At 63.5% G+C, this 14352-nt stretch carries 10 protein-coding genes; 4 read left to right on the top strand and 6 right to left on the bottom strand.

The genetic code is table 11. From position 1 onward, the window contains the following. The first annotated feature begins 65 nt into the window (after positions 1–65). Complete coding sequence (locus M0D67_RS37685) at positions 66–1019, top strand: methyltransferase domain-containing protein (protein WP_266242374.1); 954 nt, start codon at positions 66–68, stop codon at positions 1017–1019. A gap of 81 nt (positions 1020–1100) precedes the next feature. Here M0D67_RS37685 and M0D67_RS37680 read toward each other — a convergent pair whose 3' ends face one another. Further along, a complete protein-coding gene (locus M0D67_RS37680) occupies positions 1101–3044 on the bottom strand; it encodes an ankyrin repeat domain-containing protein (protein WP_266242372.1) in 1944 nt (647 codons plus the stop codon). 783 nt (positions 3045–3827) lie between these two features. Here M0D67_RS37680 and M0D67_RS37675 point away from each other — a divergent pair. Next, the gene (locus tag M0D67_RS37675; protein WP_266242370.1) at positions 3828–5696 is read left to right on the top strand and encodes a hypothetical protein; all 1869 of its coding nucleotides are present in this window, start codon (positions 3828–3830) and stop codon (positions 5694–5696) included. Positions 5697–5973: 277 nt separating this feature from the next. Here M0D67_RS37675 and M0D67_RS37670 read toward each other — a convergent pair whose 3' ends face one another. The 3 genes from M0D67_RS37670 to mqo all read right to left on the bottom strand — a co-directional run bounded on the left by M0D67_RS37670 (position 5974) and on the right by mqo (position 8771). Continuing rightward, on the bottom strand, positions 5974–6399 hold the full coding sequence (locus tag M0D67_RS37670) for a hypothetical protein (protein ID WP_266242367.1): 426 nt from the start codon (positions 6397–6399) through the stop codon (positions 5974–5976). Between the two features lie 10 nt (positions 6400–6409). Beyond that, the gene (locus M0D67_RS37665) at positions 6410–6703 is read right to left on the bottom strand and encodes a cupin domain-containing protein (RefSeq protein ID WP_244306448.1); all 294 of its coding nucleotides are present in this window, start codon (positions 6701–6703) and stop codon (positions 6410–6412) included. 421 nt (positions 6704–7124) lie between these two features. Next, on the bottom strand, positions 7125–8771 hold the full coding sequence (mqo, locus tag M0D67_RS37660; protein ID WP_266242362.1) for a malate dehydrogenase (quinone): 1647 nt from the start codon (positions 8769–8771) through the stop codon (positions 7125–7127). Positions 8772–9310: 539 nt separating this feature from the next. Between mqo and M0D67_RS37655 the strand changes: the two genes are divergently transcribed. Continuing rightward, positions 9311–9715, top strand: coding sequence for a hypothetical protein (locus M0D67_RS37655; protein ID WP_266242361.1), 405 nt, complete (start codon positions 9311–9313; stop codon positions 9713–9715). A 117-nt stretch (positions 9716–9832) separates the two neighbouring features. Here M0D67_RS37655 and M0D67_RS37650 read toward each other — a convergent pair whose 3' ends face one another. Next, positions 9833–10768: a type III effector protein gene (locus M0D67_RS37650; RefSeq protein WP_266242360.1), complete on the bottom strand. Its 936-nt coding sequence runs from the start codon at positions 10766–10768 to the stop codon at positions 9833–9835. A gap of 267 nt (positions 10769–11035) precedes the next feature. On the opposite strand from M0D67_RS37650, the gene M0D67_RS37645 reads away from it, so the two are divergent. Further along, a complete protein-coding gene (locus M0D67_RS37645; RefSeq protein WP_266242359.1) occupies positions 11036–12376 on the top strand; it encodes a hypothetical protein in 1341 nt (446 codons plus the stop codon). Between the two features lie 109 nt (positions 12377–12485). Here the strand turns inward: M0D67_RS37645 and M0D67_RS37640 are convergent, their stop codons facing one another. Then, complete coding sequence (locus M0D67_RS37640) at positions 12486–14213, bottom strand: hypothetical protein (RefSeq protein WP_266242358.1); 1728 nt, start codon at positions 14211–14213, stop codon at positions 12486–12488. Positions 14214–14352 lie beyond the last annotated feature (139 nt).

The following is a 14352-nucleotide window of genomic DNA, read 5'->3' as shown; positions in this document are numbered from 1 at the left end:
GTCCTCGGCTACGTTCGCGATGACCGCCGAGCTTCATTAATCAGCGTTTCCCTAGAGGACCGGTAATGACGAAAACAGATCAAGCCGCAATTGAAGCCAACGCCGATGACCGATTGATTTCTCACGGCGGCAACGCGAAGACCGGGTATGAAGACCGGCTGCGGACCATCGTCGAGAGATTGCGCGGCGCGGGAGACATACCCGGCGCCACCGTCGAGCAACAGATCGCGCTCGCGAACGAGTTGTCCGGCTTCGAACTCGGCAGGTTTCTGCTCGAGCATCGCGGCTTGAATGCTGACTGGACGCATCGGCTGGTCACGTATCAAGCCGGCGCGGCTGCGCCCGTCGCAATGACCGCGCTGGAATCGCGGATTTTCGACACGCTGCCGGCGGTGCTCGCGACACGCGAACGCTTCGGCATTTTCCGTCGTACGCTGCAGGCACTGCTGGCGCCGGGGATGGTGCTCGCATCGGTTCCGTGCGGCGTGATGGGCGAATTGCTACTGCTCGACTACACGGGGCTGGAAGACATCGAACTCGTCGGCGTAGATCTGGATCAGGCCGCGCTGGATCACGCGGCCGCGCTCGCCGGTGAACGAGACCTCTCCGTGCGCGTATCGCTGCATCGCAAGGACGCATGGTCGTTGGGCGTCCATCGCGGCTTCGACGTATTGACGAGCAACGGCCTGAACATCTACGAGCCCGACGACGGCCGTGTCGTCGCGCTGTATCGCTCGTTTTTCGATGCGCTCAAGCCGGACGGAAAGCTCGTCACGAGTTTCCTGACGCCACCGCCCACGCTGTCGCCGGAGTCGCCGTGGGACATGGCGCAGATCGACCGTGAAGTGCTTGCGCTTCAGCATCTGCTCTTCGTGCGCATCATCGAAGCGCAATGGAGCGCGTTCCGCACTCATGCGCAAACCGATAGCCAACTTCGCGAAGCCGGTTTCGTGGATATCGAGTTCATCGACGACCGCGCGCGCATGTTCCCGACTGTGGTCGCGCGCAAGCCGCTATGATACGGCGCGCGTTCAGCGCAACGTGAGTCGTGCACCGCGGCGGATATGCTGTCCGGCACGACCGCTTCCTGAAATCGACACCTACCGCGCGTGGCTGGACACAGCGGCGAGCGTCACGCGTTCAGCCGCCTTCAATGCTTCGTAAGTGAGCTTGTATTCCGGCGCGCGACGGGCGGCTTGCGAGTGCTTCAGCGCATCGCGCACGGTCGATCCGTCCGCTGTTTTCAGCAACGGATTCGCCCCGCCCGCGAGCAACGCACGAACCACGTCGAGCTTGCCGAGCGTCGCGGCAAGATGCAACGCCGTCGTGCCCGTGTCGGAATGCACGGCGTCGATTTCCGTCACCGATGGCAGCATTGCTTCCACAGTGCGCCGGTCGCCCGAGCGCGCGGCCCAATGCAACGGACGATACCCCGCGCGGTCGGGCGCATTCGCATCGGCCCGCACAGCGATCAAGGCCGCAACGGAACCGGCGCTCGCACTCGCGGCCGCGACGTGCAGTGGCGCGAGCCCGGAGGTGTCCGCCTGATCCGCTGGCACGCCGTGTTCGATCAGCGCGCGAGTCAATTGCGCATCGCCCGCGGCCGCCGCGATATGCAGATGATTCCAGCGATATGTCGGATGCACCCAGCCGGCCTTGAACGTGCCTTGGCTCGCCGCATCGCGCAAGCCTTGAACGAAAGGTCTCGCCGCTGTTCGCGTGCGCATCGCGGTGACGCCCTGCCATTGCGATTCGAGCGCTCCTGGCTCAACCGGGAAATATGCGCCACGCACGGCGGCAAGATTCGCGGCATCGCGCAACTCGCCGACCTGCGCACCGCCCTGCGTGAGCCGCGCGCCGTATTGCGCGCTCGTCAGCGGCGCCTTGCCGGCGGCCGCCTGCGACGCTGGATCGTGACAGTGCGCCTCAATGCTATCGATCAATCCATCGCGGTATTGATTGATCGACTTATGCAAATCGGCCAGTTCGGGCGTGGTCGCCGTGAGATGCGTGACGAGCGGCGTCCAGCTAGCGAGGAACTCGGCTAGCGCCTTGCCGCCGTCGCGCAATTCACCTCTGATGATCCGCGAGCACGCTGCTTTCAACGCGTCGTCCGAGAGTCCTTCGATCACGACACCGGCGTCGTGCGTCGATGCGCCGTCCGTGTGCGGAATCGGCAGCTCGAGGGTTTCGCGTAACGTTTCGCGAGCGCGCAAGACGACCTCGACGCCTTCGTCGTTTCCATACCCTCGCCCGCTTGCGGACGTGAGCGCGTAGGCGTCCACCTGGCCGAGCCGGTACATGCCGCGGCCAAGCAAAAACAATTGGCCTGCATCGAATGCGCCACGGCTCGCATGATGCGCCTGACGGGCGGTCTGCACCTGCTGCCACATCAGCAGCGCGCGATCCGCGCATTCGGTCAGACCTTCGCGCATGTGGTCGATGCAGGTCTTGAGGAGCGCGCCATCGCCGGACATCTCCTGGCCGAGCGCCGCCACGTCGTGGTGGAATGCGGCCTTGGCGCTACGAGGCAAGGTTCTGTCGATCCGGCTCGCCCAATTCGACATCACGTTCCGTTCATCGGATGTCAATGGGCGTCCCGGAACCGGTGCGGGATAGTCCGGTCGGGCATCGCTCACGGCGAAGATGATTCCAGGTATCGGCGGGCGCGACAGGCCGTACTCGGCCGCGAGGTCCACTGGTTCCGGCATGGTGGGAGCCGTCGAACTGCCCGCTGCCGTCGCGGGCCTTGGTGCACCCGTTGATGTGGCGGCTATGCGGGCATCTGTGCCTGCGCCACCCGGTCGATGCAGCGAAGCCGGCAGGTTGCCGTGCAACTGGGGACGCTGCCGGGGTTGCTGCTGATGCCGCTGTGCGCGCATGGACGACGGCGTCAGCGCCGCAAACAGTCCCGCAGCGCGGCTGCGCAGCGGTGAACGTCTACGTGACGGCGCGCCAGACGACGTCGATCCCGATTGATCGTACTCCGCAGCATCGGCTGCGGCACTCGTGAAGGGCGCGGAGGGGCTATCGACACGTTTCATGGCTGTCCTGAGATCGGTTTGGCGTACCGGTCAGCGATGCAACCGGTCGACAACGCACCACGGCACAAACGCGCAACGCGAGTGACGCTGCGCGCGCATGGACTTGCAGGCGGATCACGAAAGCGACGTCTCCTGAATACGCGCCAAGTATCGCAAGCGCCGCGCGGCACACGATCGAGAGTCGGCGAAATCCGTATTCCTTCAGCGAACCGGTTCAATGAAGCCCGAACGGCAGGCTTGTTTCGCAGCGAGCGGCTGTTCGGCAACACACAGCGCTGTTTCGCCTTCGTCGCCGCCTATTCGCCGCATCTTCGTTGCTTGCGTATTGTCGGCGGCCACAATCGACTCGTCATAGGCTCATACGTCGCGGATTTTTCTGGTTTCGCGCGGCGGCATCGGTGAGCCACCGCCCGACCAAAGGAAACATATGGTTCAGCCGATTCGATCCTCGCAACGACCTCACGACGTGCCGGAGCACGAAGCCGCAACGACCGGAGCAACTGGAGCACCAACCGGCGCGCAACGGGAACGCAGCTTGCGCGCCGGGGCGAACCCGCTCATCGCCAGCTACCCCCCCCCCCCCCCCCCCCCCCCCCCCCCCCCCCCCCCCCCCCCCCCCCCCCGCAGCAACGGTCCGAACCCGCGAACCGTGCCATCGCGCTCGGGGCAAGGCAACGCGATATCGATGCGATACTCGCATTCGCCGATGAAATCCGTGAGATCGAGACCCAGTTACTCGCGCTGAAGGCCCCCGCACAATCCGACGCGCCCGATGCCCCGCCAATGTCGCAGGCCGAAGTGCAGCAGGTCATTGCGCGGCTCGAAGCGCGCAATGACATCGCGCAGCGCAGCGTCGATACGCTCGGCAAACAGTGCGAACGCGCGCGCGCGGTTGTCGAAAAGCTGAATGCGTCGCTCGAAGAAAAGTCGAGCCGCCTCGAACAATTGCATGAAGCCCGTACCGCCGACGCGCCGGTCGCAAGCATCGCGGCACGGCCGCCGCAAGCCGGCACGAGCCGCGCCGAACTGCGCGCCGCGCACGAACAACGTATCGCCGCATTGGGGCAGAAAGTCCATCTGCTAAAGAGCAGCCGCAGCAACGCGGCGCGCGAAGTGCAAGCCGTGGCGAGCCGCGATACGCTGCGCGCTTTGGGAGACGTCAGCACCTTCGAAATGATCGACCACGTGAGTCCCGAACTCGCGGACAAGGTCACCGAATGGCTGCACGGCCTGCAGCCCGTGCAAGGCCGGCTGTCGCGCCGTCCGCCGGATCCCGAGCGTCAGTTTCAGGAATCTTTCGACACTGCGCTCGATCACATTGTGCAAAGCGGTGCCGCAGAACCGCAAGTCAAGCCGGAAGACGCGTTGCAGGCGTTCATGGCGCTCGTGTTGCATCCCCGGCTCAAACCGTTGTACCCCGTCGTCGAGCGCTTGCTGGTGGAGGATTTCGCCCGCAGCTTGCGCGTGTCGACGGTTGCGCGGCGGCAAGGTAAAACAATGGACCACATGAATGGGTTTCGCCGCTGGCTCGGTGTGACGCCCGCGCAAATCGCCACGCGCGAGGTGCTGCGGGTGTTCAAGAACGCGCAGCATAATCTGCAGGCCGCCGTGCAACGTCAATCGTCCGGCGTGACCTTCGGCGAGGTGCGCCTGATAGGTCCTAACATCGCGCGCGCGGCCGGGCAGGTCGAGACCGTGACCACCGCGCTCACCGCGAATCGCGCGGCGTTTCAGGCCATGATCGAGGCGGTGGAGAAACAGTTCGCGAAGCTCATCGACATCGACGACATCGAAGCACTGGGTCAACATGTGGCGCCGAAACTCGACGCCTACTACAAGGACAGGATTGCAGAAGTGAACGCCGAGCGCACCAGGCTCACGCGCGAGGGCATGCCGAAAGCGAAAACAGGTGAGTCTCTTTCGGTCGGAACAGGCGCAAGCCATGGCGATATCGATCAACTGGAAATTCGCATTGGACGTCTGCAAGGCGAGATACTTCAATACGCGGAACAGCACAAGAAGGAGTTCGAGCACTACGCGAAGCTCAGCACGCGTCACATGACCGTATCCGACGAAGTCGAGGATGTCGGGCAGCAACTATCGGTGCATCGCCAGACACTGAAGCATCTGCGCGAAGGAAGCAAAACGCAGATGCGCGAGCGCGCGGCGCGCGGCGACCAGGGCGAACAACTCGAAGACCGCCTTCGCCAACTGTGGGACAAAGTCACGCGCGAGCCCGCGCTATCGCTAGTGATCTCGCGCGGCGCGCTGGAACGTGTGGTCAAGGTGCACGTCGGGCAGACCCCGGAACAGATGCGCACGCGAATGAGCAAGGTGATGCGCACGGGCACCTTCGTTTCGCGTGCCGGTGTGCTGCGCGTGATTGCCGAAGTCGCGCGTCATGAGATCGAACAGCCTCAGTCGGCGCTCGTTGCGCAAGACCGCGATGCATTCGAGCGCATTGCGCAAGGCTATCCGCGCGGGCGCATCGACGCGCTCTGCCATCATGGCCGGACCATAGGCCACGGCGTGCGCAACAGTGCGCGCGGTGTCGAGGAATCGCGTACTGGCACGAGCCAGTACGCGCTCGAATGGATACGCGGCCAGGGCGCGCGTATCAGCCATTTGCATCCGTGGATATCGCCGTATTAAAGCGCGTGACGCGCATCGGATATGCAGAGTCGGCCGCGAGACATGCCAGCGCGTATGCGGTTCGCCGTGGCCGTTGCAGCGCTTCGCGGATGCCATCCGTGCGGCCAAGGTCGCGTTCGAGGACAACACGATGCCGATGCCGCTCGCGACGGCTACGGTCGCGAGTCAATGATCGGCCTCTGGGCGCGCACAGGCGGTAAGGCGCCGCGAATGCATGATCATTGGCCCCGCTTGATTTATCGACTCGTCTTCACTATGTTGCCCAGATCCAGCCCGTCTAGTGGAGTCCGTCATTGAACAGACTCCACAGCATGTCCTGTTCGATATCCCATGCCCTGTTGACTGCAAGTGATGCCTCGATATCGTCAACTACGATGACGACCTGGCTGTGTCGATCGGTGTACAGGACTTCGATATTGATACCAGCTTCGGCCATTCTGCGCATAAAGTGGCTGAACTGTCCTCCTATGGATTGATTGAGTCTCGGGATGAGCACATCTCGTTCGGACAATACTTGTATGTTTGCGGCGAGAAGCGCACGACGGGCACTGGATACGTCCTTAACAAGGAAATGTCCCACGCCACATCCGTCAACAACAAACACGCCGCCACCTTCAATGCGCACACCTGCTCTGTCAAGAGCGTCGGTCATTTCCGCGAGGGTACCAGGACGGTCCACTAAAGCAATTGCCAGGTTCTTCATGGAAAAGTTCTCAACCGCCCTTCTTCGCCACGAAGGAATCCCTGGCGCCCGGCTTCAGCACTACATATGCACGCCTCCACGGCTGATCGTCGATCAGGCGCCATTTGTGGCCGATGCCGATATTGTCCTCGGCGAGCAGGACATCTCCGGGTCGCACCACGAATGTCTCCCCCTCACGGGTAGTGAATTCAAGCGTTCCCGACAGCGTAATCACGTATTGCGACTCCGGGGCAGTGTGCCAACCGTACGAGGCGTGCGCGGGCGTTTCCTTAAAATGGATGGCGACTACATCAGTGCGATCCATTTGGTCTATCGTGCCTTCAAGCACATGCGATGCATTATCGGACCCAGTGTAAAGCTTGAACGCCCGTACCCCAGCATCCACCGAAGTGCTTGCTCCCGTGGTCGCAGCGACAGCACTACGAGCCCCCGAAATGCTCGCGCCCGCAGTCACGGCGACAGCCCCGACACCCAAGGCGCGAAGCAGACCGCGCCTGCCTTTCGGTAGGTTCATTGCGCTCGCCTTCATTAACCGTTTCATGATGTTCCTCTCTGGCTGTGATACTCGCGATGAAACACGACAGGGATGCTGCGGCTCGCGCGCCGTTCCCTTCGTGTTCCTTCGTTCCAATGCGGATCGGGACATACCTATCCCGATCGGTTCAGCTATCGCAAACGCCTCACCGTCCGTACTGCGGCAGGACGCTTGAGAGCGCCCATGGCGCTTATAGCGCCATGTCAGCCGCAGCCTCGTTCGGCCGGGACGCACCCGCTCCCGCGGTCGAACGCGGCGCGACGGAGGGATCGATCTGCGGCGGCGGCGTCAGCCGCAGCACGTCGCTGGTATAAGTCCATTCCTGGTAGACCATGGCCGGGCTGTCGTTGAGCCTCGTTCCGTAACTCGGCACGATCTGCCGGATCTTTTCTTGCCATGCCGGAGTCGCGACCTTGTCCTTGAACACCTTCTCGAGCAGGCTTAGCATGATCGGCGCAGCGGTCGAGGCACCCGGCGACGCGCCCAGCAGACCGGCGATACTGCCATCCTGCGAACTCACGATTTCCGTACCGAGCTTGAGGACGCCGCCCTTCGCACCGTCGCGCTTGATGATCTGAACGCGCTGACCGGCTTGCCACAGGCGCCAGTCTTCCTTCTTCGCCTGCGGGAAGTATTCCTTCAGGGCATTGAAGCGATCGTCATCCGACAACATCAGCTGATCGGCCAGGTATTCGACCAACGGAAACTCGTCGATGCCCACATGCACCATCGGCACGACGTTATGCACATTGGTGCTGCTCAGGAGATCGAGGTACGACCCGGTCTTCAGGAATTTGGTCGAGAATGTCGCGAACGGTCCGAACAGAATGATTTTCTTGCCGTCGATGATGCGCGTGTCCAGGTGCGGCACCGACATCGGCGGCGAACCGACGGAAGCCTTGCCGTAAGCCTTGGCCAGGTGCCGGCTCACGATCTCCGGCTTGTCCGTCACCAGGAACGAACCACCGACGGGAAACGCACCGTAGTCTTTGGCTTCCGGGATACCCGATGCCTGCAGCAGGTGCAGCGCACCACCGCCTGCACCGATGAACACAAACTTCGCGTCCACGTCCTGCCCGGAATCACCGGTCTGGGTCTTCACGTAGGACACTCGCCACGTACCATCGGCATTGCGTTTGATGCTTCGTACTTCACTGGAGAGCGAAAGCGTGAAATTGGGCTGGCTCTGCAGGTATCCGACGAACTGGCGCGTAATCTCGCCGAAGTTCACGTCGGTGCCCACGGGGGACCAGGTCGCCGCGACCTTCTGCGCGGGGTCGCGCCCCTCCATCATCAGCGGAACCCACTGCCTGATCTGGTCGAAATCGTCCGAGTACTTCATACCGCGGAACAACGGGCTCGCCTGCAGCGCATCGTAGCGTTTCTTGAGGAAACGGACGTTGTCGTCTCTCCAGACGAAGCTCATGTGCGGAGTCGAATTAATGAACGATCGCGGATTCCTGAGCACGTCGTTCCTGACCTGCCAGGCCCAGAACTGGCGCGACACCTGAAAGGCCTCGTTGATTTCGACGGCCTTCGAAATGTCGATCGTGCCGTCCGGCTTCTCGGGCGTGTAGTTGAGTTCGGCCAACGCGGAATGTCCCGTGCCCGCATTGTTCCAGCCATTCGAGCTTTCCTTGGCCACGCCGTCGAGGCGCTCGATCATCATCATCGACCAGTCGGGCTGGAGCTCATGCAGCCATACGCCCAACGTCGAACTCATGATGCCGCCGCCCACCAGCAGGACATCGACCTTTTTCGTCTCGCCGGCTTGCGCGGAAAGCGCCGTCACGGAAAGAATCAACCCCAATAACACTGCTCTTGTCGTCTTAACCACTGTGAACAATCCTTCTCAATATGCACAAAATCTTTGTCGAGGTTTCGAATTGGACGCCTCATGGCCTTATGGCCGTTCTTCGTGCAACAACTCGCCCAGCCGGCGCCCCGATCAGGAATGCGACGGCGTTGCGACCTGACCGGCTGGCACCTGCCTGCAGCCGGTGGTACTGCTCAGGTGCACGGGTGACGGTTTGCTGGTCGCTTCGCCACCACGCATGCGCTTGATGGCGGCCGCAATATCGCCGCGGCGATGAGCCGCGGCATTCTGCGGTGATTGCGTCGACCGGTGCGGCGCGTGTTGGGCTGGCGGGTTCATCAATTCCTCGCCTGTCACGTACGGTGCCGTGATGCTAGGTCGCCAACGCCGTCGAAAGAGCGCAAGAGGCCGAAAACCTGGCCCTCGATGCGAACGTTCATGCTTCACGCGTGCTGCGCGGCTCCGCCAATCGATGTATCGTTACGTCGATTGCCGCGGGTCTCACCGACTGCGATCCGCAGCCTGTCAACTATGATGAATTGCTGAATACCCTTCGATACATGAAATCTCTGAAGCGCTCGACCCGTGCAGGCGACCCGCGCGACGTCGACGGCGATGTGCCCCGGCTCGCACTCACTTGTCCGCCGGAACAGTTTGTCGCGCTGCTCGAAAAGCACTTCGGGCAGATTCGCGACTACTGCGCGCAACTCGACCTGTGTCTGTCCGAACGCCGCTATGCGGACGCGCTGACGATCGCTCGCCGGCTGACCGGCACGGCGCAATGCCTCGGAACATCGGGCGACGACATCGCCGCGTTGCGCGAATACGAACACGCGCTCGAACTCGAGCCGACCGACGCCATCGAGCGGGCCGCCGGCAACGCGCAAATCGTCGCCTTCCGCCTGTGCGTCGCCATCAAGGACGCAATCGCTGATCAGTCGGCGAAGCGCGACTGTTGCAATTGACGCATCATTTCCCACACGCAGACTTCGGCGCGTGCGCTCATATCGTCCCAGGCGCCGGAATGGGGCGCTGCGAGCAACAGCAACACGTCCATTGACGAACGCGCATGCCCGCGCCGCTCAGCCCGAACAGAACTCGTTCGCGCGTGCCTGCTGCGCTTGCCGGCGTGCACCACCAAACACGTGCTCGACGATTTCCGGCGAATAGCGATAGTTCCACCTCAGTTCGGCGCCCGGTTCGATCTCGCGTCGGGCAAAGAACGCGCGGATCGAGAAGTGCCGGCCGCAGCGTGACGACGCATCGAACGTCAGCGCCTCCATGTTGTAGCCGTCGTCATCGGCCTGGGCAACCGGCGCGCCTTCGGCGTCGTACGCGAGGGACGTGTTCGCCATCGCCAGAATGTTCTCGCCATCGATAAAAGCGACGGCATTGTCCGAATTCGCGCTCAGCACGAACGATTCCTCCACGCAGGAAAAAAACATCGCCGCGCTCATGAGCCGGCCGCCATAGACGCCGAGACATTCGCCCGCGCGGATCGCCCGCGCCGCGAACGCGCCGCGCTCGCCAATGAGCGTGTGCTCGCGCGCATCGCGCAGGTCAGCGGGGCCGATCGTGCGGCAGTACATGGCGCTTGCATAGGCATCGGCGCGCGCGCGGTCATGCAGACCCGGATCGATATAGCGCTGCACCGCGGCGAGATGCGAGTCTGCTGTCGCATTCGGCCCCTGCTTCGAGCGCAACGCGACGATGTAAACGGGATTCGACAACTCGTCGCGATACGGATAGCGGGCGTCTATTTGCGGCGAGTACGGCAGACGCGGAATCGCGTGATCGTGTTTGAACGCTTCGAAGGCTTCGCGCAGCGACTGCATGGCCTGGTCCGCGACGAGCGCGTCGTCGGCCAGCAACTCGTCGATTTGCGCCTTCATCGCGGGCACGATATCGAAGATGGCTTCGTGCCGCGCCGCCAGTCCCGGCATGCGCCGCGCCTCCGCAATGCGCTCGCGAATCGTGTCGACAAGCGCTTGCGCGCGTGGTTGGATCGTTACAGTCATCGGGCCTCACTTTGCCGTATCCGGCTGGAATTGCATGTCTATGGATAGCGCGACGTTAGCCAGGACCGCCCTCGCTCGTGCGGGACGAAGGCGAAACCGGTGCGCCGGCAGCGAAGTCAGCGCGGCGCTTCGTTTGCGGCGCCATGGTGTCGCCGCGCGCGCCTGGCGCGCGGGCCGCGCGGGTCTACGCTCCGATATCCGCGCGAGCCGCAGACCGGCCGCTCATCACATCACGAATGTGCGCATTCGCGGCACAAGGAGCATCCGATGCCCGATCGAATCACTTCCTCGCCCAGCATTTCCACCGTCGATAGACCGGACGCCCAGCCGGCACGGGACCACGCCGCCGGGCGAGGCAATCGGCCTTCGCGCGCCTTGAGCGCCGGCTTGCAGGAAGGGCCGGGAAGCGCGTCTTCGTTGCAGAGGAGAACCCCGGGTGCGCCCGCGCCGCGCACGTTGCGGCGCACGCTGTCGCACAGCGACATCACCGATCGCGTCGCCGCCTTTTCGCGCCGCTTTCAGGAGGACCAGGAAACACCGCCCGCCGCGCGCTTCAGCGTCACGTACGCGCGTGATGTGCAGGAGCGGCCGGCGGTTCCACCGCAGGGGGACACTGCGGTGGAGACCCCGGCAACGGCGTCGGCGGCCGGCAGCGCAAGCAATCCGCCGAACGAGACCGGCATCGCAAGCGAGACGAGCGCGACAAGACCGGAGACCGCGGCGACCACGCATGCCGCGCCCGAGCAAACCAGCGCCGGCTCACATGAGCCGCAGAACGGCCACGGCGCCCCCGCCCATCCGTATGCGGTCCCGTATTTCGTTCCGAATCCGGGACCGAGCTATGCGTCTTACGCGTCCCATGCGTACGCACCCCACATGCAACCATGGGCGGCACCCTACCACGCGCCCTATTATTCGAACTGGAACTGGACGGCCCAGCATACGCATCCCGCAACGGCATCCGCGTTTTCGCCTCACGGATACGCCGCCTACACGCAACCGCAGCACTGGCAACCGCAGCCAAGCTGGAGCATGCCGTCCTATCACAGCCGGGTAGTCGGCGCGAACAACCGGTTCGGCTTCACATACGGCTCCGGCGACGGTCCCGTCGGCAAACAGATGCACATCGGTTTTCATTTCAACGGACGCTTTCGCACGCTAAGCTTCGGCCTCTATCCGAGCGCGTCGCGGCCGTTCTTCGTGTCGACGCACAGCGGCCGCATGAACGCGATGCCGCCGCCTGTCTGGCCGTCGTCGGCCCCTTGGCACACGCCCCCCGCGTATCACTACGGGCCCGCCGAGCATGCCTATCATGCGGCTTACGCCGCAAGCGGAGCTGCGGCTCAGGGCCAACCGACGCAGCTCTCCGATCACACCGGCAATGCAAGCGCGGCGCGCCCGTGGCACACGGTGCTTGGTGTGCCGCAGGAGCACGCGACGCTTGAGCTCGTGATGCAACGCTACAACCTCAAGAAACGACTGCTGAACCCGACAACTGCCCACGGCAAGGTCGCGCTCCTCGAACTGCAGGCGGCCTACCGAAGCGCACTGGAAGCGCTCGCCGCTCGCGAGCCGGAGCAAGCGCCGCTGCACACGACTGCAGGCTGAATCTCGCCGCTTCATTCATCGTTGCAGACCTCAAGACGAGAAAAAGCGCCTCGCGGGGCGCTTTTTCCACACACGTTGGCCGGCGCGAGCGCCGGCAGCCAGACAACGCTCAGTGCACCTCGGCGTCCAGCGGGCGCCCGGTGAGATCGACACCCGCGTTCGCATACGCCTCGTCACGCGCGGCGCGCAAGGCATCCGGGTTGATGTGCGGACCGTCATTGACCCGACCGTCGCCCGACGAACGCAAGCCCTTTTCCACGAAATCGCGGGTCAGCACGTGCTGTTCGAAAGCACGCACCTTCGGACGCGCCTCCGTGATCACGCGATCGTAGTTGCCTGTCTTCACCGCGACGCGCGCTTCCGGCGTCAGTTTGTCGAGCAGCGGCTTATACATGTTGCCGGTTTCCGCCCACGTGTCCTTGACCTGCGGATTGAGCGCGTCCGAGCCGAACAGGAAACGGTCTGGAAACTCGTTGATGAGCGCCGCCCACGCATGCACGGATTCGTGATCCGGCACTTCGGTGCCGTCGGGCTGCGTCTTCATGACGATCTGACGCGCCACGCGCGACCACGAAATGTCGATGTGGATGTGGCTCATCTTCGGGTCGGAGAGAATCGTGCGCAGATTGTTCGCGTGGTCGATCGGCTTGCGCACGAAGCGTCCGATACCTCCGCAATGCGCCCAGATCAGCGTGGTCTTGCTGGTCTCCGGCGACGCAAACAGCTTCTTGAGGTCGTCCAGGTACTGCGGCTGGCCGATGCCATTGGCTCGCTGGTTCGCCGTCGAATCGACGTCGCAATGCAACACCACCGGCATGCCGATCACGCCGGCCGTCGCCACCAGATGCTTGAATGACTGCACGTTGTTGGTGAGATTCGCCTGGCGCGATCCCTCGTATTGCTGCTGCACCAGTTCCTTGTGGATCGTCACTTCGCCCACGCCGGTAAACATGCCCGGGTGCGTCGCGAGCTTCAGGAGCAGCGCTTGCGGACTCAGCGGTGAACCCAGGTGCAGGCCGGTCACCATCGGATCCAGGCGATCGCGCTCGGCATGAGAGAGCTGCGCGATCTGCATGAACAACGCGGTGTCGGCATCCACCTGCTGGTTCAGCATCAAGTGCGCGCCCTGCGTGATTTCCTTCTCTACATCCTGCGTCAACTCATGCGGCTGGATGTTGGTGTACTTCTGCTGCACGTAGTACGACTCGGCGGGAATGTTGTTGTGGTTCGGCGCGTGAGTGTGCTCGTCATGGCTGCCGCACGGCATCACGTCGGTCGGAATCGGCGACATCACGCTGCGGTGGATGCCGACCTCGTCCATCATCTTCAACATCTCGCGCGGCACCATACCCTGCTGCACGTAGTTCGTCGGGTGGAAGTGCGAATCAGACATCCAGTCGCCGGTGGCGTTGCGGCTCGCGTGCGCATTCTCCAGCGGGTGCTGTGCCATGGTGTCGACGGTGGCGGTCAGCATGGCGGACAGTTCAGGCGTGCTGCGCAGAGCCTGCGAAACCGCGCGCTTCTGCCCCGCTGCGCCAGGCCTTGCGGGAGACACGTCGAAACCTCGCACCGACACGCTGTTGTCGTCGAAAAAGCGGGTGTGAGCGCGCAGCAGCTTGTCCGCACCGGCCCGCACCGGCGGATTGGCGCTCTCGCCACCGCCGGTTGCGGCGCGCTTGGGCGCCGACGGCTGCGGGCTCCCCGTGCCGCCTAGCGACGTTGCGCCGCGCTTGCGTGATGTGCCGCCGCGGCGCGCGGCGGATTCGCCGGTGCCGGACGAGCTGGCCTCCGAGTTGTGATCGGTCGCTGACGTGTGAGCCGAATTGATGCGAGTCATGTCTTTCTCCAAGAGAGTTTCAGGGTGGTGCGCGAAAGCATGCTAGGCGCCACCCGGCGCCCTCCTCCGCGGTTGCAGCGAAACATGGCATCCCCTAACGAAACCCGATGAAACGCCGGCGCAACCTCGACGAAACCGG

The organism is Paraburkholderia sp. SECH4 (genome assembly GCF_030511745.1).
Lineage (GTDB): Bacteria > Pseudomonadota > Gammaproteobacteria > Burkholderiales > Burkholderiaceae > Paraburkholderia > Paraburkholderia madseniana.
Note: the sequence above shows the minus strand (reverse complement) of the source record. Positions and strands in the feature narration are given on the sequence as shown.

Bases quoted from the DNA above. Each gene is read 5' to 3' on its own strand.
- M0D67_RS37685 (WP_266242374.1), top strand. From the start codon at position 66: ATGACGAAAACAGATCAAGCCGCAATTGAAGCCAACGCCGATGACCGA.
- M0D67_RS37680 (WP_266242372.1), bottom strand. From the start codon at position 3,044: ATGAAACGTGTCGATAGCCCCTCCGCGCCCTTCACGAGTGCCGCAGCC.
- M0D67_RS37675 (WP_266242370.1), top strand. From the start codon at position 3,828: ATGTCGCAGGCCGAAGTGCAGCAGGTCATTGCGCGGCTCGAAGCGCGC.
- M0D67_RS37670 (WP_266242367.1), bottom strand. From the start codon at position 6,399: ATGAAGAACCTGGCAATTGCTTTAGTGGACCGTCCTGGTACCCTCGCG.
- M0D67_RS37665 (WP_244306448.1), bottom strand. From the start codon at position 6,703: ATGGATCGCACTGATGTAGTCGCCATCCATTTTAAGGAAACGCCCGCG.
- M0D67_RS37655 (WP_266242361.1), top strand. From the start codon at position 9,311: ATGAAATCTCTGAAGCGCTCGACCCGTGCAGGCGACCCGCGCGACGTC.
- M0D67_RS37650 (WP_266242360.1), bottom strand. From the start codon at position 10,768: ATGACTGTAACGATCCAACCACGCGCGCAAGCGCTTGTCGACACGATT.
- M0D67_RS37645 (WP_266242359.1), top strand. From the start codon at position 11,036: ATGCCCGATCGAATCACTTCCTCGCCCAGCATTTCCACCGTCGATAGA.
- M0D67_RS37640 (WP_266242358.1), bottom strand. From the start codon at position 14,213: ATGACTCGCATCAATTCGGCTCACACGTCAGCGACCGATCACAACTCG.